Origin of the sequence: Bradyrhizobium sp. AUGA SZCCT0176 (genome assembly GCF_018130145.1) — a bacterium.
Classification (GTDB): Bacteria; Pseudomonadota; Alphaproteobacteria; order Rhizobiales; family Xanthobacteraceae; genus Bradyrhizobium.
Genome location: NZ_JAFCMB010000017.1, coordinates 1 through 20,699, shown reverse-complemented (window position 1 = coordinate 20,699; position 20,699 = coordinate 1). Strand labels below are relative to the sequence as shown.

General features: G+C 63.5%; 25 protein-coding genes and 3 pseudogenes. 11 read left to right on the top strand and 17 right to left on the bottom strand.

What is annotated here, in order from left to right; genetic code table 11:
- Window positions 1-144: 144 nt before the first annotated feature.
- Window positions 145-786, bottom strand: coding sequence for a trimeric intracellular cation channel family protein (locus JQ600_RS28595; RefSeq protein ID WP_212266120.1), 642 nt, complete (start codon window positions 784-786; stop codon window positions 145-147).
- Window positions 787-948: 162 nt separating this feature from the next.
- On the opposite strand from JQ600_RS28595, the gene JQ600_RS28590 reads away from it, so the two are divergent.
- A complete protein-coding gene (locus JQ600_RS28590) occupies window positions 949-1,356 on the top strand; it encodes a hypothetical protein (RefSeq protein WP_212387978.1) in 408 nt (135 codons plus the stop codon).
- Between the two features lie 84 nt (window positions 1,357-1,440).
- Here the strand turns inward: JQ600_RS28590 and JQ600_RS28585 are convergent, their stop codons facing one another.
- Both JQ600_RS28585 and JQ600_RS28580 read right to left on the bottom strand, forming a co-directional pair.
- Window positions 1,441-2,253: an oxaloacetate decarboxylase gene (locus JQ600_RS28585; protein WP_212387967.1), complete on the bottom strand. Its 813-nt coding sequence runs from the start codon at window positions 2,251-2,253 to the stop codon at window positions 1,441-1,443.
- A 66-nt stretch (window positions 2,254-2,319) separates the two neighbouring features.
- Window positions 2,320-2,628 carry an NIPSNAP family protein gene (locus JQ600_RS28580; RefSeq protein WP_212387964.1) on the bottom strand — a complete coding sequence of 103 codons (309 nt, stop codon included), beginning with the start codon at window positions 2,626-2,628 and terminating at the stop codon, window positions 2,320-2,322.
- A gap of 158 nt (window positions 2,629-2,786) precedes the next feature.
- Between JQ600_RS28580 and JQ600_RS28575 the strand changes: the two genes are divergently transcribed.
- The 3 genes from JQ600_RS28575 to JQ600_RS28565 all read left to right on the top strand — a co-directional run bounded on the left by JQ600_RS28575 (window position 2,787) and on the right by JQ600_RS28565 (window position 4,557).
- The gene (locus tag JQ600_RS28575; RefSeq protein WP_212387961.1) at window positions 2,787-3,485 is read left to right on the top strand and encodes a helix-turn-helix transcriptional regulator; all 699 of its coding nucleotides are present in this window, start codon (window positions 2,787-2,789) and stop codon (window positions 3,483-3,485) included.
- Window positions 3,486-3,667: 182 nt separating this feature from the next.
- On the top strand, window positions 3,668-3,931 hold the full coding sequence (locus JQ600_RS28570; RefSeq protein ID WP_212266115.1) for a GCG_CRPN prefix-to-repeats domain-containing protein: 264 nt from the start codon (window positions 3,668-3,670) through the stop codon (window positions 3,929-3,931).
- 119 nt (window positions 3,932-4,050) lie between these two features.
- A complete protein-coding gene (locus JQ600_RS28565) occupies window positions 4,051-4,557 on the top strand; it encodes a hypothetical protein (protein ID WP_212387958.1) in 507 nt (168 codons plus the stop codon).
- Between the two features lie 706 nt (window positions 4,558-5,263).
- Here the strand turns inward: JQ600_RS28565 and JQ600_RS28560 are convergent.
- Window positions 5,264-5,578 carry a hypothetical protein gene (locus tag JQ600_RS28560; RefSeq protein WP_212387955.1) on the bottom strand — a complete coding sequence of 105 codons (315 nt, stop codon included), beginning with the start codon at window positions 5,576-5,578 and terminating at the stop codon, window positions 5,264-5,266.
- A 151-nt stretch (window positions 5,579-5,729) separates the two neighbouring features.
- On the opposite strand from JQ600_RS28560, the gene JQ600_RS28555 reads away from it, so the two are divergent.
- From JQ600_RS28555 to JQ600_RS28545, 3 genes are all read left to right on the top strand, one after another.
- Window positions 5,730-6,977: a glycerophosphodiester phosphodiesterase family protein gene (locus JQ600_RS28555; protein ID WP_212490189.1), complete on the top strand. Its 1,248-nt coding sequence runs from the start codon at window positions 5,730-5,732 to the stop codon at window positions 6,975-6,977.
- A gap of 178 nt (window positions 6,978-7,155) precedes the next feature.
- Window positions 7,156-7,704: a hypothetical protein gene (locus JQ600_RS28550; RefSeq protein WP_212387952.1), complete on the top strand. Its 549-nt coding sequence runs from the start codon at window positions 7,156-7,158 to the stop codon at window positions 7,702-7,704.
- Between the two features lie 154 nt (window positions 7,705-7,858).
- Window positions 7,859-8,356, top strand: coding sequence for a hypothetical protein (locus JQ600_RS28545; protein ID WP_212269259.1), 498 nt, complete (start codon window positions 7,859-7,861; stop codon window positions 8,354-8,356).
- A gap of 48 nt (window positions 8,357-8,404) precedes the next feature.
- Here the strand turns inward: JQ600_RS28545 and JQ600_RS28540 are convergent, their stop codons facing one another.
- Window positions 8,405-8,752, bottom strand: a complete 348-nt coding sequence (locus JQ600_RS28540) for a hypothetical protein (RefSeq protein ID WP_212387949.1) — start codon at window positions 8,750-8,752, stop codon at window positions 8,405-8,407.
- 267 nt (window positions 8,753-9,019) lie between these two features.
- Between JQ600_RS28540 and JQ600_RS28535 the strand changes: the two genes are divergently transcribed.
- Entirely contained in the window at window positions 9,020-10,024 is a 1,005-nt protein-coding gene (locus JQ600_RS28535; protein ID WP_212387946.1) for an alpha/beta fold hydrolase, read from the top strand.
- 99 nt (window positions 10,025-10,123) lie between these two features.
- Here JQ600_RS28535 and JQ600_RS28530 read toward each other — a convergent pair whose 3' ends face one another.
- Window positions 10,124-11,656 (bottom strand): acyl-CoA carboxylase subunit beta, encoded by a 1,533-nt coding sequence (locus JQ600_RS28530; protein WP_212269263.1) that lies wholly within the window; start codon window positions 11,654-11,656, stop codon window positions 10,124-10,126.
- 192 nt (window positions 11,657-11,848) lie between these two features.
- Between JQ600_RS28530 and JQ600_RS28525 the strand changes: the two genes are divergently transcribed.
- Together JQ600_RS28525 and JQ600_RS28520 are read left to right on the top strand one after the other, a co-directional pair.
- Window positions 11,849-12,199 carry a DUF4260 domain-containing protein gene (locus JQ600_RS28525; RefSeq protein WP_409363290.1) on the top strand — a complete coding sequence of 117 codons (351 nt, stop codon included), beginning with the start codon at window positions 11,849-11,851 and terminating at the stop codon, window positions 12,197-12,199.
- Between the two features lie 74 nt (window positions 12,200-12,273).
- Window positions 12,274-13,275 carry a dienelactone hydrolase family protein gene (locus JQ600_RS28520; protein ID WP_212387942.1) on the top strand — a complete coding sequence of 334 codons (1,002 nt, stop codon included), beginning with the start codon at window positions 12,274-12,276 and terminating at the stop codon, window positions 13,273-13,275.
- Window positions 13,276-13,294: 19 nt separating this feature from the next.
- On the opposite strand, the gene JQ600_RS37285 is transcribed toward JQ600_RS28520, so the two are convergent.
- From JQ600_RS37285 to JQ600_RS28495, 6 genes and pseudogenes are all read right to left on the bottom strand, one after another.
- Entirely contained in the window at window positions 13,295-13,687 is a 393-nt protein-coding gene (locus JQ600_RS37285; RefSeq protein ID WP_283815734.1) for a DUF3471 domain-containing protein, read from the bottom strand.
- 3 nt (window positions 13,688-13,690) lie between these two features.
- Window positions 13,691-14,676: pseudogene (locus JQ600_RS37045) on the bottom strand (serine hydrolase domain-containing protein); the annotation flags it as partial.
- Between the two features lie 79 nt (window positions 14,677-14,755).
- On the bottom strand, window positions 14,756-15,574 hold the full coding sequence (gene blaOXA / locus JQ600_RS28510) for a class D beta-lactamase (RefSeq protein WP_212387938.1): 819 nt from the start codon (window positions 15,572-15,574) through the stop codon (window positions 14,756-14,758).
- 91 nt (window positions 15,575-15,665) lie between these two features.
- Window positions 15,666-15,824 carry a nuclear transport factor 2 family protein gene (locus JQ600_RS28505; RefSeq protein ID WP_212490187.1) on the bottom strand — a complete coding sequence of 53 codons (159 nt, stop codon included), beginning with the start codon at window positions 15,822-15,824 and terminating at the stop codon, window positions 15,666-15,668.
- The gene (locus JQ600_RS28500; protein WP_212490186.1) at window positions 15,821-16,048 is read right to left on the bottom strand and encodes a nuclear transport factor 2 family protein; all 228 of its coding nucleotides are present in this window, start codon (window positions 16,046-16,048) and stop codon (window positions 15,821-15,823) included. Before JQ600_RS28500 ends, JQ600_RS28505 begins: the two co-directional genes overlap by 4 nt.
- A 15-nt stretch (window positions 16,049-16,063) precedes the next feature.
- Window positions 16,064-17,071 (bottom strand): saccharopine dehydrogenase NADP-binding domain-containing protein, encoded by a 1,008-nt coding sequence (locus JQ600_RS28495; protein ID WP_212387924.1) that lies wholly within the window; start codon window positions 17,069-17,071, stop codon window positions 16,064-16,066.
- Between the two features lie 119 nt (window positions 17,072-17,190).
- Here JQ600_RS28495 and JQ600_RS28490 point away from each other — a divergent pair, with 119 nt between their 5' ends.
- Window positions 17,191-17,808, top strand: coding sequence for a TetR/AcrR family transcriptional regulator (locus JQ600_RS28490; protein WP_212387921.1), 618 nt, complete (start codon window positions 17,191-17,193; stop codon window positions 17,806-17,808).
- Here JQ600_RS28490 and JQ600_RS28485 read toward each other — a convergent pair.
- The 5 genes and pseudogenes from JQ600_RS28485 to JQ600_RS28465 all read right to left on the bottom strand — a co-directional run.
- A complete protein-coding gene (locus JQ600_RS28485) occupies window positions 17,805-18,071 on the bottom strand; it encodes an EscU/YscU/HrcU family type III secretion system export apparatus switch protein (protein ID WP_192733834.1) in 267 nt (88 codons plus the stop codon). The two genes, JQ600_RS28490 and JQ600_RS28485, sit on opposite strands and share 4 nt — an antisense overlap.
- The gene (locus JQ600_RS28480) at window positions 18,068-19,648 is read right to left on the bottom strand and encodes a flagellar hook-length control protein FliK (RefSeq protein ID WP_212387917.1); all 1,581 of its coding nucleotides are present in this window, start codon (window positions 19,646-19,648) and stop codon (window positions 18,068-18,070) included. Before JQ600_RS28480 ends, JQ600_RS28485 begins: the two co-directional genes overlap by 4 nt.
- 69 nt (window positions 19,649-19,717) lie before the next feature.
- A pseudogene (locus JQ600_RS28475) lies at window positions 19,718-19,999 on the bottom strand (ATPase); the annotation flags it as partial.
- Window positions 20,000-20,112: 113 nt separating this feature from the next.
- Entirely contained in the window at window positions 20,113-20,355 is a 243-nt protein-coding gene (locus JQ600_RS28470; protein WP_212490185.1) for an AAA family ATPase, read from the bottom strand.
- A gap of 158 nt (window positions 20,356-20,513) precedes the next feature.
- A pseudogene (locus tag JQ600_RS28465) lies at window positions 20,514-20,699 on the bottom strand (ATPase); the annotation flags it as partial.

Below are 20,699 nucleotides of genomic sequence, written 5' to 3'. Positions count from 1 at the left end.
CCGGTTTCACTTTGTGTCGCCGGACCGCCCCGGCACGAAACGGCATGACGTCGCCGGCTGCCCTGCGTTTGGGGATAACGCCCCAAGCGGCCTTTGGCTGCAGGCGATTCTGGCTAAAGCGTTATGGTGCGCTGCGTTCGTCGGTCAGCGCTGATCGCCGCCGAAGACGAATTTGGGCATTTCCCATTTGTAGCGGATCGCGAGCAGCCGCAGCGTCAGCCCGAGCACGAACGTCAATCCGGTCCAGAGTTCGTGATTCAACTGCAACCCGAAGGCGGTGACGTAGAACAGCCCGGTGACGACGGAAACGCTGGCGTAGAGTTCGGAGCGAAACAGCAGCGGCACGTCGTTGCAGAGGATATCGCGCAGCACGCCGCCGGCGCAGCCCGTGATCATGCCGGCGACGATCACGATCGGCAGCGGCGCGCCGACTTGCCGGGCGACGTCGCAGCCGGCCATCGTGAACACCACGAGGCCGATCGCATCGAGCACCAGGAATGCGAGGTTGAGCCGGTGCACATGGCGCGCAATCAGGATGGTCACGAAAGCCGCAATCGCGGTCAGCGCCAGGTAGGACGGGTTCTTCACCCAGACCAGCGGGTAGTGCCCGAGCAGCACGTCACGGATGGTTCCGCCGCCGAGCGCGGTAATGCAACCCAGCATGCATACGCCGGCCCAATCCATGCTGCGGCGCCCGGCGGCCAGGGCGGCCGTCATCGCCTGCGCAGTCAGGGCCACATAAGACAACAGGTGCAGCACGGTATCGCTGGGCGGCAGGGCCCACATGGCAACCTCTTATGCAGCCTCTTCGCAACCTCACGGTTCGATGGAACCCGCGAATCACGGGTTCCATCATTAACCGGTTGCAAGATTGACGCGGAACATCCGGCCGCGCCAGCCATTGTATCTCCGCTAAACACTTTGGGGTTCTAACGGAGGAACTGATTGATGACCTACAATCCGAACGACCCGTATCGTGCCAATCTGAGTGATGACGAAATCCGCCGTCAGGCACGTATGAACAGTCTCGACAACGAGATACAGGCCGACCCGCAGCTCGCCGAGGCTCCGGCCAACGGCACCAAGATCGCGATGTTCGCGATTGCCATCGCCGTGGTGATGGGTGCGTTGTTCTATGGTCTGAACAATACCAGCGTCAACGAGGCCGGCACCACGCCGTCCAGCCAGACCGCGCAAACACAGCCGGCTACCCCCGCGGCGCCTCCGGGCATGCGTGACGTAACGCCGAAGTCCAACAACCAGCCCGGCACGACCACCGGTGCCGCGCCGCCGCGTCCGGCAGCGCCCTCGCCGGCGGCGCCGCCCGCTCCGGCTGACGCACCGGCCAAGCAGTAACGGCTGAAGCAAGCGTAATCTGACGAGTGATATGAAACGACAGCGCAGCGGGCATTTCGCCCGCTGCGTTTTTCTTTGAAGGTGTTAGCTGAACATCTTGTTGAGTTCGCCGCCAGGATAGCCGTTCGCGAACTCCGTGAACGTGCCCTGCTCCGCCATCTCCTTCGATGCCTTCATGAAGCCGGCCCACGCCATCCGCGCGAGCGCACCGCCGACGCTGATACGGCGGACGCCGAGATCGCCGGCAATTTTCAGCGAAGGCCCGGCCGCGCCGACCAAAAGATTGACCGGTCTTGGCGCGACCGCTTTCACGACCGCCGAAATTTCTTCCGGCGTCGAGATGCCGGGCGCATAGAGAACGTCGGCGCCGGCCTCGGCATACGCGGTGAGCCGGTCGATCACGAGCTTCATGTCCTTCACCCCGCGCAGGAATGCCTCGCAGCGGCCGGTGAGCAGCACGCCGCTATTGTCGGCGTCGATCGCCTGGCGCGCCGCCCTGATGCGATCGATAGCGAGCTCACGATCGAACAGCGGCTTGGCATTGTCGCCGGTGAAATCCTCGATCGAAAGGCCGGCGATGCCGGTCTTGACCGCGCGCGCGACGTTGACGCCGACCTTGTCCGCCTCATGCGCAAAGCCGTCCTCGAAATCGGCATTGACGGGAATGTCGACCGCAGCAGAGATCGCGGCGAGATGATCGCAGACGTCGTCGACGGTGACGGCATTGTCGGCCTTGGCGATGGCCCAGGCAAAACCGGCGCTGGTGGACGCCAGCGCCTTGAAGCCGAGATGCTGCAGCGCCTTCGCGCTGCCGACGTCGAACGGATTGGGGATGATGAAGCAGCCGCTCTCGTGCAACTTCTTGAAGGCGGCGCGTTTGTCAGCAGTTGTCAGCATGGTCACTCCCCGAATTGTTTGTTGGCGCGGCCAACATAGGTACGCGACGCCGCCTCCGCCAGACGCTCACGCCACGACCTTGCGCAGGAACGTGCGCTCTTCGGCGAGGATGAACTGGTTCGCCTCGGCGAAGGTGAAATTGGCCATGCCTTCCTTGTCGGCGCGCAGCCGCGCCCGGTAGCTCTCGTAGGCCGCGAGGCTGTCGAAGGAGATCAGCGCGAAGGCGATGTTGTTGGTGCCTTCATGCGGCATCCAGTAGCCGATCAGGTCGCCGCCGCATCGGGGAATGATGGTGAGCCAGTTTTTCGAGTATTCCTCGAACATCGCACGCTTGAACGGATCGAGCTGGTAGCGGATGAAGACGGTGATGGTCATGTGGGACTCCGGTCTTTGTTGTCGTCATTGCGAGCGCAGCGACGAAGCAATCCATTCCTCCGCGTGTGGCGCGATGGATTGCTTCGCTTCGCTCGCAATGACGTTCAAGGCAACACTACCCGCTTGATCGTCGTCGATGCTTCGGCTATCATCGAACTATGAAAGCAGGCCCCGACATCGCAATGGTTGCTTCCCTGGTCGGCGACCCCGCGCGCGCGAACATGCTGACCGGGCTGATGACCGGCCGCGCGCTGACCGCGACCGAGTTGGCGCACGAGGCCGGGATCACGCCGCAGACGGCGAGTTCGCATCTGGCCAAACTGGAAGCCGGCGGGCTGATCGAGCAGGAGAAGCAGGGCCGTCACCGCTACTACCGCCTCGCCGACCCCGATGTCGCCGGCGTGCTCGAGGGCCTGGCGGGGCTTGCCGCCCGTGCCGGCCACATGCGCGTGCGCACCGGGCCAAAGGATCCGGCGCTGCGCCGGGCGCGGATTTGCTACGACCACCTCGCCGGCGATCTCGGCGTGCAAATGCTCGACAGCATGAAGAAGCAGAAGCTGGTCCGGCAAAGCAAGGAGACCATCGAACTCACCGGTGAAGGCAAGCGCTTCATGGCGAAGGCGCTGCAGATCGACGCCGATACGCTGGCGCATCCGCGCCGGCCGGTCTGCAAGGCCTGCCTCGACTGGAGCGAACGGCGGCACCACCTCGCCGGCACGTTGGGTGCGGCTGTCATGAGCCGGTTCACCGAATTGAACTGGGCCGCGCGCGATACCGCGCCGGGCAGCCGCGTCGTCAATTTCACGCGCAACGGCGAGAAGCGGTTCGCGGCGCTGTTCGGCCCGAGCGAAGCTTAATTCGTGCAGCCCGTTTGTTTACGAATTGGCCGCAAATGAGGCGCGGCAACGGGAATGTGACAGCCGCTCAACCGGCAATTTCTTGCTGCTGTTTCACGAATCGACAACATTCATTTTCTATTCAGGTCTCCGTGACTAGGTTCGGAACCGCGCCGCATGGCGGCTAAATATCGGGAGAAAACATGAAGTACCTTTTCGCTGCAGTCTTGGTCGCAGCCTCGTTTGCGAGCTTCAGCGCGGCCAACGCCGCGGGCGGATGCGGCCCTGGCTATTATCGCGGTCCCTATGGCGGCTGCCAGCCCAAGCGCGCCGTTGTAGTGGCGCCACGCGCCGTCTACGTCGCCCCGCGTGCAGTTGTGCGCCCCCCGGTTGTGGTGGTGCGGCCCGGCGGCCGGGTTTGCCCCTATGGCATGGTCTGGGCCTACGGGCGCTGCCGCGTTCGGTAACATCAATTCATACGGCAAAAGGCCCCGCTCCGGCGGGGCTTTTTTATGGGCAGGACGACATTGAACGTGGCGGCTTGTCACGCAGACGAAGCGGGGTGCACGTTTCCAGGCAAGCAGCCATGAATTCCCTCCCCTTTGTCGCCACCGCGATCGCGCTGGCCTGCCTCACCCTGTCGGCGCATGCCGAAGGACCACCCAAATTCGCGGACCATCCGGCCAAGGTCTATGCCGGCAAAGTCGCAAAACCGCGGCTGGTGACGCCGGATTTGCGCGCCCGCCGCGAGACTTTTTTCGCCGCGGCCGACGACGGGAAGATCGATGCGGCGGGCCGTTACATCGTGGTCAAGCTGCCCTGCGGCTCGACTTGCGTCGCGCCCACCTTGCTCGATGCGCGCACCGGCAACATCATCGAGCTGTTCACGATCTCGGGCTGGCACGAGGTGTCAGATGATTTCGATCCCGTCGTCAGCCGCGCCAACAGCCGCATGATCGTGTTTCGCGGCGCCCGCAACGAGGCCGGTATCGTCGGAAACCATTTTTATCTGATCGAAGAACGCGGAAGGCTGAAGCACCTCCATACGCAGGACACGCAGGCGAATTTCGAGACTTCGCCGAAAATCAGGTAGCCGGATGGGATGAAGTCCACGCCGAGCCGAACAAGGCAGGGACGGCAAATGCCATCCCCGCCCCGTACCCACGAACCTTACCAGTAACGGCGACGCCAGTAGCGACGGCGCCAGTAACGGCGACGCCAGCCGTAATGCCTGCGGCGCCAGCCCCAGCGCCGGCGGCGCCAGCCCCAACGACGACGGCCCCAGCCCCAGCGACGGCGGCCCCATCCCCGGCCTCGGCCCCAGCCACGGCCACGACCCCATCCGCGGCCACGGCCACGGCCTCGACCCCCGCGCACTTCCTCTGGCTGGAGCCGATCGACCTCATCGCCAGACGTGACGGCGGGTTGCGCATCCGGATTGGCGGGGAGTTGGCCATCCGGAACCAGCGGCTGCGGCGTCAGCGGGGCGGCCTGTGCGCCGGCCGCAAGTGCGACACCACCTGCTACAAATCCAAAGGCGAGTTTCAGAAAGTGCCGGCGCTCCATGACATCTCCTCCTCTGCGATCGGTTGGATTGAGCAGGAGAGTTTCGGTGCGCCGAGATGAATGGCAGCTGAACTGCGCGTTCAGGTTTGCCTGTCGCCACGAACGTCGTCCCGGCGAAGGCCGGGACCCATACGCCGCGGCCACTGTTGCTGGAAAAGGAAGATCACCACCAGCGTGCGCAACAACTGCCGCCGGTGGCTATGGGTCCCGGCCTTCGCCGGGACGACGGTGAGTTACTTCCCAAACTCCTCGGCCAGCACCAGCACCTCGCGCGTGCGCGTCACGTCGGGCCAGTCGCGGTTGAAATCGGCGATCAGTCGGGTCATGTCGGGAGCTTTGGTCGCGCGATCGAGCGCGGCCTCGTCGGAAAACTGATACATCGCGTGATGCAGTGCGGGATCGCTGAGGCTCCAGTAGCGCCACGCTTTCTCGGCGCCGAACGATTTGACCGCGTCCGGCAGATGCTCGCGCGAATACCAGGTATCGAACGCCTGACGCTTTGCGACATCCGTCACGGTGGCGCGGACGACGAACAAGGCCTTGGGCATTTCGGTTCCTCCCGATTGTTATTTTGCGTAAGATCGCCGCCGTGCGACCGCGCGAACTGTAGATAAACGCCGAGCGAGCGCAACCCCACACGCGGACGTCATAATGTCGTGGTGATATCCGTTTTTTACTCCGCCACTTCGAGGTTCGTTCATGCACTCTCGCCGCCTTCTGGTTCTATTCTCCGCGCTCGCGCTGTTTGCGCCCGCCGCCCCCGCCGAGGCGCAAAGCGTGCCCCTGCCCCGCGACGCGCAGATCGGCCCGCGCCCGTTCTACCTCGTCGACAAGATGAAGGATGGCCCGCTCAAGGAAAAGCTCAGCCAGTGCACCGGCCCGTTCCACAAGACCGACTTTTCGATCGGCCATCGCGGCGCGGCGATGCAATTTCCCGAACATACCAAGGAATCCTATACCGCCGCAGCCCGGATGGGCGCCGGCATCATCGAATGCGACGTGACCTTCACCAAGGATCGCCAGCTGGTGTGCCGGCATGCACAATGCGATTTGCACACCACCACCAACATCCTGTCGGTGCCGGCGCTAGCCGCCAAATGCACGCAAGGTTTCAGCCCATCCGACCCGGCCGCCGGCAAGAAGGCCTCCGCCAAGTGCTGCACCAGCGACATCACGCTCGCCGAGTTCAAGTCGCTGACCGCGAAGATGGACAGCTTCAATCCTGATGCCACCAACGTGGCCGATTACCAGAACGGCACGCCGCGCTGGCGCACGGATCTCTACGCCGCTTCCGGCACGCTGATGACGCATGACGAAAGTATCGCGCTGATCAAGAGCCTCGGCGCCAAGTTCACGCCCGAGCTGAAGTCGCCCGAAGTGCCGATGCCGTTCGACGGCGACTACACCCAGGAGAAGTATGCCGCGCAAATGCTGCAGGCCTACAAGGCCGCGGGCGTTCCGGCGAGCGACGTGTTCGCGCAAAGCTTTAATCTTTCCGACGTGCTGTTCTGGGTGAAGAGCGAGCCGGCGTTCGGCGCGCAGGCGGTCTATCTCGAGGAGCGTTACGAGAAGCAGGGTCTTGATCCCGCCAAGCCCGAGACCTGGAAGCCGTCGATGGCCGAACTCAAGTCGTCTGGCGTCAGAATCCTGGCGCCGCCGATCTGGACCATGCTAACGCTGAACGACAAAAAGGAAATCATTCCGTCGGAATACGCCAAGGCCGCGAAGGCCGCCGGCCTCGACCTGATCGGCTGGTCGCTGGAGCGCGACGGCCCGCTGAACAAGGGCGGCGGCTTCTATCATCGCTCGATCAAACCAGCCATCGACCGCGACGGCGACACGCTGACGGTGCTCGATGTGCTCGCAAAACAGGTCGGCATCCGCGGTATGTTCTCGGACTGGCCGGCGACCACGACGTTCTATGCGAGCTGCATGGGAATGAAGTAGCTGGTGGAGAATTGTAGGGTGGGCAAAGCGCAGCGTGCCCACCATTCCGACCGGAAATGTGGATGGTGGGCACGGCGCAAGCGCGCCTTTGCCCACCCTACGGCACCGGTGGCGGAGCCAATACCCCGCCTCGCCCAGCGACCTGAACCTTCCAGCCGTTCACCACGTCTAACTGCCCATGCAGTTGGTTCAATCCACTAAACAAGCTTTCCGCGCAGCGGTGGCGCGCTTTGACGCCTGGACCAGCCAGCATCAAACGGCGCTCCGCACGCTCCGTCATGTGGTCTGCTTCGCCCTGCTGCTCGGCGGTGTGGCTCACGCCGCCTATCATTCCGCTTTGGCCCAATCCGCGCAGGCGTGGTGCGGAGAGGCTTGTCAGGCCGTGCCGGGCTTGTACGTCGTCGCCGCTACGGCCTGGGGCAGCGTGGCCGTATCAGTAGCACTGGCTTACGCAGCCGTGCTTCACGCCTTCAAACGAAAACCTCCCACGGACGGCGATATCGTCTGGGTTGCAACGGGCTTCATCCTCGCACTATTCGACACGCTGTTGGGCGCGCACAGCTATGCCCGGGCCGAGTTCTTTTTCGCATGGTGCGTGGGCGGCGTCGGCGTGGTGGATTTTTTCTGGTCGCGGCTTGCGAGCAGGCCAAACGGGAATCATGGCGCGGGCGTAGCCGTAGCTCCCTGGGGACGCTCCAGATTTAATTGGTGGATTTCAGTTAGCTGATCAAGCCTACCGCGCTTAGCGGCACTGTCCAAAGTCCGAAGGGCGCAGCGCTTGACGAGTGCGGCGAGACCGGCAAGTCTTGCCCGCAGATCGGCGCGCTATTTTGCCGATGGGTCCGGCCGCCAGGACCCTCTTCATTGGACACCAATTTATTATGCAAAACGTCATTCGATTTATTGTCAAAGCCGCCCTGCTGTCAGCCATAGTCGCCTTGCCTGATATGGCCCGTGCGCAATCAGGGAGCGCGGGCGGCAGCATCGGCAATGACGAAAAATCGCTGTCCGGTTCGCGCACGACGCCCCGGGCGGTTGAACCCGAAAAGCCGGCACGACGCAGCAAGCCCGAAGCGGAGGCACCGCGCCGGGCACCGCGAAGCAGCGGGGGCGGCGGTGGCAATCTGGATGGAGCATGGGTTCTTACCAGCGTCGGCACGCCCTGCGCCAGCTCCACCGACACGGTGGTCGTCACCAGCGGCAGGATGGTGGGGCAATACGGCACCGGTCAAGTCAGCTCGAACGGCTCGGTGTCCGGAACCGGCAGCGCCGGGAGCCTGAGTTGGACCATGTCCGGACGCCTCTCGGGCCGCAGCGGCTCCGGTTCGTTCCGGCGATCCGACGGATGCGTTGGAAGCTGGACCGGATCAAAACAGTAGTTGTTGGCCCGTACGGGCGGTTGCGTCCGTCAAGGCGACCGCCAGCCGTCAGGCCAGCTTCATCGGCGCATCACGAACCATCCGCAGGTCGATCCTGCTGATCAGATCGGACCGGAGCAGCTCGGCAGCGCCGATGGCTTCCTCCGTCTGCCGCAAGGTGCTGACATTCGATCCGAGCGAGACAATTCCGCCCAGGATCATCGCGATCGATCCGAGCGCGGAAACTATGCCGACTCCGAACAGGCCAAGCATCGTCACAAGCAATAGCGCGGCGCCGCCGGCGATCGCCGCTTTGGAAGCCAGAATATACTTCCGGCATCGCTCGGCGGCCTCGGCAAGCTCCTCAAGCCGCGCTTCGATCCGTGAAATCTCTTCGGTCGGGTCGTCTTCAATCATTGGAGGGTAGATACCGGAATTGGTGGAAAGTCACCCTACGCGCTGGGGGTGCCGGTGATCAAGGCGTCGGGCTTCAGGCCTGCACGCAGGATCGGTGGCGCGGCTGGTCCGCGCCGCTCATGGAGCACGACCCCGATCAAGCGATGGTGACGTTTCGTGAAGGGCTTCCCCCTTCCACTGCAAACCATAACGTCGGTATGTCGTTGCCAAATGTGGACATCGCGTCGTGATGCCGCCACGCGAGATCACCGCCGTCGGAGTTATCAAATGAATCGTCTTTGTGCCGCGGCGCTGGCCAGCGCCCTGCTCGCTTCACTTCATGCACCAGCCGGCGCCGCCGCGCGCGAGTCCTATGGCATCGGCCTCGAAGGATTTTCCTATCCCTATCCGGTCAGCCTGCTGCCACTCACCAATGACGGCGAGCAAGTGCGGATGGCCTATATGGATGTCGCCCCAGTGCAGCCGAACGGGCGCACCGTGGTGCTGCTGCACGGACGCAATTTCCCGTCGAGCTATTGGGCGCCGGTCATCAAGACGCTCTCGGACGCAGGCTATCGCGTGGTGGTGCCGGACCAGATCGGGTTCGGCAAATCCTCCAAGCCGCAGGGCGAGCTGCATTTCGACACGCTGGCGCGCAACACGATGGCGCTGCTGGATCATCTGCAGATCGCCAAAGCTGACATCGTTGCCCATTCGCTCGGCGGAATGCTCGGCGTGCGGATCGCCCGCGCCTACCCCGACCGGGTCGATCATCTCGTGCTGACCGCGCCGATCGGGCTGGAGGATTACCGTCTCTATGTGCCGCCGACGCCGACCGAAAAGATTCTGGAGAACGAGGACAAACTGACCGCTGACGGATATCGCAAACAGTTAGAGACCAACTATTCGCTGAAGCTGCCGGCGGACCAGGTGACGCCGTTCATCGATGCGCGTTTCAACATCAAGGGCAGCGCCGAATATCCGCGCTGGCTGCGCGCCTTCGTAAGCTCCGCGCAAATGATCTACCGCGAGCCGGTGGCGCATGAAATACCGCTGATCACGCGGCCGACCCTGTTCATCATGGGCGCCGACGATCATAACGCACCGGGCAAAGCCAATGCACCCGAAGCGCTGCGGACGAAGATGGGCCACAACGCCGACCTCGCCAAAACGCTCGCCGCCAAAATGCCGAACGCCCGCGCCGAGGTGATACCGGACACCGGGCATCTGGTGTTTCTGGAGGCGCCGGGGAAATACAATGAGCTGGTGCTGGGGTTTCTGGCGGGCCGCTAACGCTGCGTAGGATGGGTGGAGCGAAGCGATACCCATCACTTGCCGGCGCGAAGATCAAAGATGGTGGGTTACGCTTCGCTAACCCACCCTACGAAGCGCTCACAACGGCAAATTGTCGTGCTTCTTCGCCGGCATCTCGACCTTCTTGTCTTTCAGCATCGCCAGCGCCCGCGCGATTCGCTTTCTCGTCGAATGCGGCATGATGACGTCGTCGATGTAGCCGCGTTCGGCGGCGATGAAGGGGGACAGGAAGCGGTCTTCGTATTCCTTGGTGCGGGCGGCGATCTTGTCAGCGTCGCCGATGTCGCTGCGGAAGATGATTTCCACCGCGCCCTTGGCGCCCATCACGGCGATCTGGGCGGTCGGCCAGGCGTAGTTCATGTCGGCGCCGATTTCCTTGGACGCCATCACGTCGAACGCGCCGCCATAGGCCTTGCGGGTGATGATGGTCACCAGCGGCACCGTGCATTGCGAATAGGCGAACAGCAGTTTTGCGCCGTGCTTGATCAGGCCGCCATATTCCTGCGCGGTGCCCGGCAGGAAGCCCGGCACGTCCACGAACGTCACGATCGGGATGTTGAAGGCGTCGCAGAACCGAACGAAGCGGGCGGCCTTGCGTGAGGCGTCAGAGTCGAGCACGCCCGCCAGCACCATCGGCTGGTTGGCGACGAAACCGACGGTGCGGCCGGCGATGCGGCCAAAGCCGGTGACGATGTTCTTGGCAAACGTCTCCGAGATTTCGAAGAAGTCGCCCTCGTCCACGACCTTCAGGATCAGTTCCTTCATGTCGTAGGGCTTGTTCGGATTGTCGGGGATCAGCGTGTCCAGGGACATATCGAGGCGTTCGATATTGTCGAAGCTCGGCCATTCCGGCACGCCGTCGGTGTTGTTGCTGGGCAGGAAGTCGATCAGCCGGCGCATCTGCAGCAGCGTCTCGACGTCGTTGTCGAACGCGCCGTCGGCGATCGAGGAGCGCGTGGCGTGCACGGAGGCGCCGCCGAGTTCCTCGGCCGTGACCACTTCGTTGGTGACGGTTTTGACCACGTCGGGCCCGGTGACGAACATGTAGCTCGTGTTCTTCACCATGAAGATGAAGTCGGTCATCGCGGGCGAATAGACGTCGCCACCGGCGCAGGGGCCCATGATGACTGAGATCTGCGGGATCACGCCTGACGCAATGACGTTGCGCCGGAACACGTAGGAATAGCCTGCGAGGGCCGCGACGCCTTCCTGGATGCGCGCGCCGCCGGCATCATAGAGCCCGATGATCGGCGCCCGCGCCTTCATCGCCATGTCCTGCAGTTTTGTAATTTTCAGCGCGTGGGTCTCCGACAGCGAACCGCCGAACACGGTAAAATCCTTGGCGAACACGAAGGTCTTGCGGCCGTTGACGGTGCCCCAGCCGGTGACGACGCCGTCGCCGGGGATCTTGTTCTTTTCCATGCCGAATTCGACCGAGCGGTGCTCGACGAACATGTCGAATTCCTCGAACGAGCCCTTGTCGAGCAGCAGTTCGATGCGCTCCCGCGCGGTCAGCTTGCCGCGAGCGTGCTGCGCCTCGATGCGCTTCTCGCCGCCGCCGAGCTTGGCGCCGGCGCGCCGTTCTTCGAGGGTGTCCAGGATATCTTTCATTTGCTGCCGCCCGTCATAGGTCCGAATTGGCCGGGGTTCTAACACGGCCTTTTGCGAACCGGAAACACCCCTCCATGCCCTCTGGCACCGGTGCGGAAATGCACCTATATCCGCACCTCTGCACAGGGGATGCAATTGACGGATACTGCGACCGCCGAGCCTACCGGGACCGTTACCGGGGGCCTGCGAACCATGCTCCGGCTGGAAGGCCTGGCGCTATTTCTGGGGATGACGCTGCTTTACTGGGTCTGGGACGGATCGTGGTCGGTCTACGCCGCCCTGTTCCTGGCGCCCGACCTCAGCTTCGCCGCCTATTTTTTCGGGCCGCGCTTCGGCGCGATGCTCTACAACGCCGCCCACACCTACATGGTGCCGATGGCGCTGATGACGGTCGGCTTTGTGACGGCCGAGCCTTTGGTGCTGTCGATCGCGATGATCTGGCTCGCCCATATCGGCTTCGACCGCGCGCTGGGGTTTGGGCTGAAATATGCCACCGGGTTTGGCTTCACCCATCTCGGGCGGATCGGGAAGAAATCGACCTAGGGCTGTCCGGTTTGACAGGTATTGCCCTGCTTGGTCTAGTTGCCCCCACAACGAAAAACACTGGGGGTACACCGATGCTGAGAGACTGGCGCTTCGCCGTTACGGCCGCGATCTTCTGCGGCGGGATTCTCCTGAGCTCGCCTGAGGCCAACGCGCAATCGATCCCGAAGGAAGTCGCCGCGCGGACCGAAATCTACGCGATCCCGTCGCTGACGATTTCGGACCAGCAATTTTTGAACGGCGACGCCAACGGCAAGCAGGTCACCGTCGCCGGTTCATTCCGCATCGCGCAAGGCACTGGAAAACTGCCGGTCGTGGTGCTGATGCACGGCTCGAGCGGCGTCGGCGCCGGGATGGATCCGTGGGTGCGTCAGCTCAACAGCCTGGGGATTTCGACTTTCGTGATCGACGGCTTCTCCGGCCGCGGTCTCACCGCTGTTGGCCCGAACCAGGGCCTGCTCGGCCGGCTCAATTTCATCGTCGATATCTACCGCTCGCTGGAGATCCTCGCCAAGCATCCGCGCGTCGATCCTGAGCGGATCGTGCTGATGGGATTTTCGCGCGGCGGACAGGCCACGCTCTACGCCAGCCTCGATCGCTTCAACAAACTGTGGAACAAGTCCGGCGCGCAATTCGCCGCCTACATCCCGTTCTATCCGGATTGCTCGACGACCTACGCCACCGACACCGAGATCGCGGCGCGCCCGATCCGGATCCATCACGGCACGCCCGACGATTATAATCCGGTCTCGAGCTGCAAGGCCTATCTGGCGCGGCTACAGGAAGCCAAGCGCGACGTGGTGCTGACCGAATATCCGGACTCCCCGCACGGCTTCGATTCCGGCCTGCTCGGCCTCAGCGCGACGACGGTCTCGGCCAATTCGCAGACCGCGCGCAGCTGCAAGCTCAGCGAGGGCGAAGGCGGCGTCTTGATGAATGCCGATACCAAGGCGCCGTTCAGCTACAAGGACGCCTGCATCGAGCTCAACCCGCATGTCGGCGGCAACCCGGCGACCGCCGCGGAAGCGCGCAAGGCCGTGAGCGACTTTTTGCAGGCGCTGTTCAAATTGGGGTAGCGGGAAGCGCAATACCGGATCATTGCAGCCGCCGTCCCGGCCGATCCCTGCCGTTCTGATGCAGTGTCAGCGTCAGCGGCGGCGTCGCGCCGTTGTCGAGGCGATCGAAGGTGATCTGGGCGTCGACGACGCGATAGAAGAAATTGGTGTCGTCCTCGGCAAACACTTCGTACTCCGGCTGCGCTGTCGCCTGGACGAACAGCCGACCGCCCTCGGCGCGGACCGTCAGCACGAAGGTCGGGGCCAGCATGTAGCGGCCGGCATAGCTCGCAAGCACCGCCGGATCGACCGGCACCGCGCGGCGCAGTTTTGGCAGCGCGTAGGCAGAATTGACGAGATGGACACCGAGCCTGAGGTTCGGCCCGTAGTCGGCCGTGTTGGACAGCAGGATGCTGGCTCGGTGCGATTTCATCGAGAACCCAACGAACGTGGCATAGCCGCCGGTGCCGCCATCCTTCCAGACGATCTCATCCTTGTAGCTGGTGCTCAGGAACCAACCGAGGCCGACCTCCACTCTCGGCCGCTCGGTCGGGTGGCGCTCGCCCAGCGTCATGGCCATGGCCGGCGCCAGCGGCGACGACCTGTTGCCGAGGGCCATTTCCAGGAATTTGAACAGATCATTCGCGGTCGAGCGCAGCGCGCCGGCGCCGGCAAGTGTGGGAATGTCCCAGTTCGCCACCGGCTCGAGCCTGGAGTTGTGTCCGCGCGCCAGCCGCGACTGCATCGAACCCGACAGCGTGATCCGTGTATCGTCCATGCCAAGCGGCGCGCAGATGCGGGAGATCACGAGTTCTTCGTAACTCATGCCGGCGCGGAGCGCCAACGCATGACCGAGCAGACCGAAGCCCAGATTGGCGTATTCATAATGGGTACCGGGCATGAAGCGCAGCTGGTGGTCGGCCAGGAAAGCGTAGAGGTTCTCGACCGTGTAATCGGCGAAGGGATTGCTCTTGTCTTTCGCCGCAAAATTGGAAGGCATGCGCGGCAGCCCGACATATAGGTCGCAAGATCGAGCAGCGTGATCGGTTTGTCCTGGAATTCGGGCACGCGAACGTTCGCGGGCAGCAATTTGGCGACGGGATCACCGGAAGACACTTCGCCGCGCACCACCATGTCGGCAAACAGCAGCGCGGTAAAAACCTTGCTGATCGATCCGATCTCGAAAACGCTGTCGGCATCGAGCGCACGGTTGTCAGCGGCGTCGGAGCGGCCGTAGGCGGCATCGATGCGCCGGCCGCCATCGAGAACGACGGCAACGAGGCCGGTGGTTTCGCGGCCGATATCCACCCGCTCCTTCAGGATCGTCGAAAGACTCTCCTCGGCAGGAGCCTGTGCCCGCGCGTAGCCGGCACCGAGCGAAAGCGCCAACCCACCCAGCACGACAGCGCGGCGATGCAGCATGCCAAAGCCCCGTTGATGGCGATTTGCCATCGCAGGGAATGCTAGTTCAGCGCGATCCCGGCCGCCAGAAGCGGGGACATTAAATCGCGACAATGTCCGACAGGCATTGCTGCGTCACCGTCATGCGCGCGGCGATATGGGCGGGCTCCTTGCAATCCATGTTCATCGCGAACACGGTTTGCATGCTGCCCTTCTCGGCCCAGCCGACCATCCAGCCCAGGGACGGCTTGCCCTGCTCGGCGCCCAGCAAACCGCTCTTGGCGCGGATCGTGGCGTCGCCGACCTTCGTTACGGGGAGGATGTCGCGCACCAGCTCCTGGCAGCGCTTGCCGACCGGCAGCACGCCGCGCCGCAGCCGGTCGACGAAATCGATCTGCTGGATGGGATCGATGCGGAGATTTCCGGTCAGCCAGAACTGATCGATGCCGCCGCCGATGTCGCGGTTGCCATACTCGAACAGGTCGAGATATTTCTGCATCCGCTCTAAGCCAATGCGCCGCGCGATCTCCTGATAGACCGGCACCGCGGAGACCGCGATCGCCGAGCGCAGCGTGTGGTCCGTGTTCCACGCCTCGATGCTGCGGGTCACCCCGTCCCATTTGAAGATGTCCTTGTCGGGGTCCTCGACCACGCCGGTCTCCAGCGCAATCAGCGAATTCGGAATCTTGAAGGTGGAAGCCGGCAGCTTGTCCTCTCCGGAGCGGACCTTGTCGCTGGCGATCATCAGATAATCGTCGACCTTGTAGCCGACGAAGGTGCCATCCGTGCCCAGATCAAAGAACCGCTTTGCGAGGCTGTCGCGGAATTCGCTGCGCTGGTACGAGACATTGGCGAAACTGCGCGAAGGCAAAAGGCTCGCGGCGGCAACAAGTCCGAGCGCATGGCGGCGATTGATCACGAAAGAGCACCTCTGCAACGGCCGGACGCAATGGCCGGCCGCCGCCAAGTTCACTCACATCGTGGTAAAACCGTGGCGGATACGGCCGACCCTACTCCGCCTTGACCATATAGGAGTTCTTGCTGACGACCAGACCGTCGCGAATCGTAATGAGGTCAATGCCGTCGAACCGCGACTTTTCGCCGTTTCGGGTGTAGGTGATCACGGCCTCGAACACAAAATGGTCGCTACCGCCATGGAGCGACTTCAACGCGAAATGGATGTTGGCACCTGTTTGAGCTGGGTCGTGAATTTGTCGGTCACCGCCTTGCGGCCGCGATGGATCTCGACCTCTCCATGCAGATGGTAGTTCGTATCGTCGCTGTGCATCGCCATGATGGCGCCGACATCATGGGCATTCGACGCGTCCGCATAGCGGCGCGCAACGTCCTGATAATTCGGAATGGCGGTTGCAGGCATCGTCATAACAGTCATCGTCGTCCTCCCTGGTCAGTTGAATGAGACGGTCAGCCCATGCCGGGCGACCTGCTGCAGCATGTCCGCGGCGTCGAAAGCCTCCGCTGCGGAAACCACCCCATGGATGCGCGCGCGATCCGTCAGCGCGCGTTCGACGCATTCGCCGATGATCGGCGCGGTGATACGGTAGATATCGCCGCCCCTCAGCGTGGCCCGATAAACCCGGCCCGCCGCGGTGACTTCGGTGACGATGATATAGTCAGTTCCGGCACGCTCCTCGTCGGATACGGAATCCGGCGGCGGTGCGGCGCGCAGATCCTTTACCGTCCCTACCGTCATCATCACCCTTATCTCTGATGTTGTGAGGTAGCGCGGGATGGTCACGACTTCGGGCGCCGGGTAATCCAGCAAGACCGGCGCCTCTCCCACCGGCGCGGGAAAGCTGAACGTCTGAAACCGCGGCTCGCCGGTGCGGATCTCGAACCGTCCGTTGGTATGGACGCCACGCCGCCCGCCGAGTTCGGCCATGGCCTTGAGCGATCCAATCGTCGGCTTCCAGCCCTTGACGGAATAGGCGATCAGGACATCGTCGGCCGCAGCAAGATCAGGCGCGCTGGCGCGCACCATCAATTCCGCCAGCGATCCATAGAAGCCGATCGCCGGTGCAATCAGCAACTTCTTCGCCGCGGCCGCCCTCCCCAACTCCAGATGAAGCGCGTTGACGATCGAAGCATCGGTCGTGAAATCGAAATAGTGAATGCCCTGTTCTACCGCGAGCGAGGCAATCGGCATGGCCGTGGCCTGAAACGGCCCCGCGCAATTGACCACCGCGCTACAGCCGCTCAGGAACGCACGCAGTTCATCGCTACGCGCGATATCGGCGGTGCGAACCTCCACGCCGTTCAGCCCCTGCGCCGCGGCCTCCAGTTTGGCGCGATTGCGTCCGCCCAGAACCGGCACGAAGCCCCGATCCCGCAGTTCGGCCGCCACCATTTTCGCGGTGTGCCCCGCGCCGCCGTAGATACCAATCTGATGCGTCATCACGGATCCTCCACTCTTCGTTTCGGACCCATAAACGCTACAGGTCTGTATCTATTGATGTAGTACGGACAGGTCTGTACTGTCAAGCGACGTGAAAGTTCCAAAGAGGATGCCGTGCGATGGCGGAAGCGACCGAAGCGACGAACAAGCGCCGGCCCCGGCAAAGCAGCCCGGTGCGCGAGAAGATTCTGAACGTGGCCAGCGAGCTATTTTACCGTGACGGCATTCGCGCGGTCGGGGTTGATACCGTCGTTGCCGAATCCGGCGCGGCCAAAACCAGCCTCTATCGCTGGTTCCCAACCAAGGACGATCTGGTGGCCGCGTTCCTGGAGCGCGAGCACCGAGATTTCTTTGCGCACTGGGACAAGGTGGCCGCGGCGAACAAGGATCGGCCGCGGCAGGAGTTGAGCGAACATTTGAAATGGCTCGCGGCCTACATCACCGGTCCGCGCTATCGCGGTTGCCCGTTTCTCAATATGGCGATCGAGTTTCCGCAGCCCGGCCTGCCCGGTCGCGCCGTTGCGCAGAAAAACAAGTCCGAGCTGCATCAGCGATTCCTGGCGCTCGCCAAGGCAATCAAGGCGAGGTCGCCCGAGAGCCTGGCCGATCAGCTTGTGCTGTTGATTGACGGTGCGTTTGCCAACAGCCAGGTGCTTGGCAAGAAGGGCCCTGCGCGGGCGCTTGTCGAAGGCGGAGAAGCGGTGATCGCGGTTGCGACCGGTACAAAGCGCAGCTAGCGAATTCGTCCCGACAGACGCAGCACGAAAATCAGCACTTCGGCGACCGCCTTGTAGAGCTCCTCCGGAATTTCGTCGCCGATCTCGACATGGGACAGCGCGCCCGCCAGCACCTCATTCTCCTCGATCGGGATGTCGTGGGCCTTGGCGAGTTCGATGATCTTGGCGCCGATGGTGCCCTTGCCCTTGGCGACGACGCGCGGCGCGCCTTTCTTGTCGTAGTGCAGCGCGACCGCGAGCTGATTGCGGACCTCGACGCTCATAGCGCGCGATCCAGGAAATGCCCGGCTTTGGCGGGGACGGCCTGCGGCGGCGCGCCGTCGCGGATCACAATCTCGCCGGGCTGCAGCTCGGCCCTGGTGAGTGCCTGGCTCAATTCCGCAGCACCGGCGCGCAGCTGCGCGGCGGCGGCTGATCGTTCCGCCCACATTCTCACCGAGGTCTTCTCGCCGACCAGCGACACCAGCGCATGAATCGGCCCCGTCGGCTCGACATCGAGCGAAAACCGCGCCCGCCACACCCGCTTGGCGGCCTCGGCCTCGCTGGCGCTGCCGTCGCGGGCAATCTCGAACTGCGCCATCGCCGTGCCCTGCGGCGTCACGAACGGGATTTCAAAATTCCAGCGCGGCGTCGTCGCGTCGATCTTCGGCCCTGTAACATCGATGCGGTCCGGCAGCGAGGCGACCTGCAGCAGGGTCTGCCGCGCAATCGCGGCATCGGTGTCGTCGAGCAGATGATGCGCCGTGGTGGCGAGCGGCGCGTCCGGCGCGAGCGAGGGCAACGCAACCGGCTGCGCGGTCGGCGATGCGCCGCGAAACGGCGGCGGCGGCGTGTTGGTGTGAACGGTGACGTCGTCGCCGGGAGCCGCCTTCGACAGTGTTGCCGACCGCGCGGGAGTGCCGAGTTGCTGCAGCGCTTCCTGCAGCAGGTTCATGGTCGCGCCCGCGCTCGGTCCGGAATTGAGGGCCTGGGCGAGCGCGCCCTGCAGGCCGCCGCGCGCTTGGGCAATCTCCTGAGCGACAGGCAGCCGGGCCTGCGGCAGCAGGATTTCGTGGACGTCGAGATCGGGAGCCGCAGAAGGCGCGAGGCTGGGGGCGGCATTCGGCAAACCGGCCTGTGCCGGCGGCGCTTTCGTGGTCACCGTTGCATCCCCGCCGAGCGCCGATTGCAGCGTCTGGCGCAGCACGATCAGCGCGGCCTTCAGATCGGGCGCGCCTGACGATGGCACCGCGCCCGATGCCAGCGACGCTTCGAGAAAAATCCCGGACTTCTGGAACGCGGTCTTGATGTCACCACCGTCGAGATTTTGGTCGAGGCTGGTCTGTTGCGCCAGCACCTGCGCAATCGCCTGCTGCAGTTTCGGCGGCAGGTTAGCGGATGACACCGCGGCGCCGAGATTGGCGAACAATGGCGCGAGGCTGTCCTGCTCGGTCGCCGCGCTCTGTGCCGCGACCGACACGGCCGCGCGTTCCAGCGGCGTCAGGACGTTTTTGGAGGGGGCTACGATTGTCGGTCGGTTGGCCGCCGCGTCGACCAGCGCCTGCGGCGACAGCGTGACGGCATCATTGGCGACGCCGCCCTGCCCGACCAGTGCAAGCCTGATCCCGTCCTTGGTCTGCGACACCGCCAGTTGCAGCGACTGTCCCGCCTGCAGCGGAATCTCCGTGGCCACATCGATGGAAAGCGCTGATATCGCGATCCGCACCAGATTGGCGTCGAGAATTTTCAGGACCTGCGCATTGACCACACTGCCCTGCGCCAGCACGAGCTCGGGCGCCACGCCGCCGACCTCTTGGGCGGCAAGCACCGGAAGCACGGAATTGTTGATAGAGATCGCCATATCAGAGGTCTCGGCCAGGGCTTGAGGCTACCCCGGCGTCGTAAACCTCTCGTTAACCGACCACCTGATTCAGGGTTTTATGGCCTTCAGGATGGTCACCGCGGCGGTGAAATCGACCAGCCGGGCTGCCCGGCGGGCGGCGACCTCCTCGTCGAGGCCCCATTTTTCGATGTTCCAGTCCTCATCGACATGGGCGGCGGCCCAGACCTCGTCGGCGTTGCGCACGCCGTGGAACAGCGCCAGCGCCAGCAGCGCGGAGCCGGTCAGCGTCGTCACCACATGCAGCGCCGCGATCGACCAGGGATCAGTCGGGAACACCGCGCGCGCGGCCTGGATCGCGGGCTCCGGCTGGGTATCGACCCGCGTCCGACCAATCGAGTGCCCGCTGCTCCCCTGGCAAGTGGCGGCATGTCCTTGCAACAGATGCACGACGACTACATTGAGTCCGTTCCCCGAGGCCTCAACTATGCACCCTTTGAAGCAGGCTTCATTTGGCAAAGACGCGCAAAGAGCGGGCGTAGCTCATAGAATAAAAGTTTAAACGACGATTTGCCGGCGTTGTTGCGACCTAGCAAGGCTGTGAAGCCGGGGCCGATCTCAATTACGACCGGTTCGGTGTCCGAATAGCCACGATAGTTTTTGACTGTGATTCTTGCCCGCTTCATATCTCCCCCGCTCGATACCTTGCCGAACATTTCGCGAGGCATGAAGCGGTTCTATTGGATTCAACCCCAGATATTTTCGCCTTTCGTTCTGCCCGCTCCGCCTGAGTTTACTTTCAGTTAGCCTGGAAAACGCCCTAAGCTATTGATAGATATTCGTATTTCGGAGACGCCGCAAACCTCTCGTTAACCGACCACCCGATTCAAGGCTTCAGGGCCTTCAGGATGGTCACCGCGGCGGTGAAATCGACCAGCCGGGCTGCCCTGCGGGCCGCGACCTCCTCGTCGAGGCCCCATTTTTCGATGTTCCAGTCCTCATCGACATGGGCGGCGGCCCAGACCTCGTCGGCGTTGCGCACGCCGTGGAACAGCGCCAGCGCCAGCAGCGC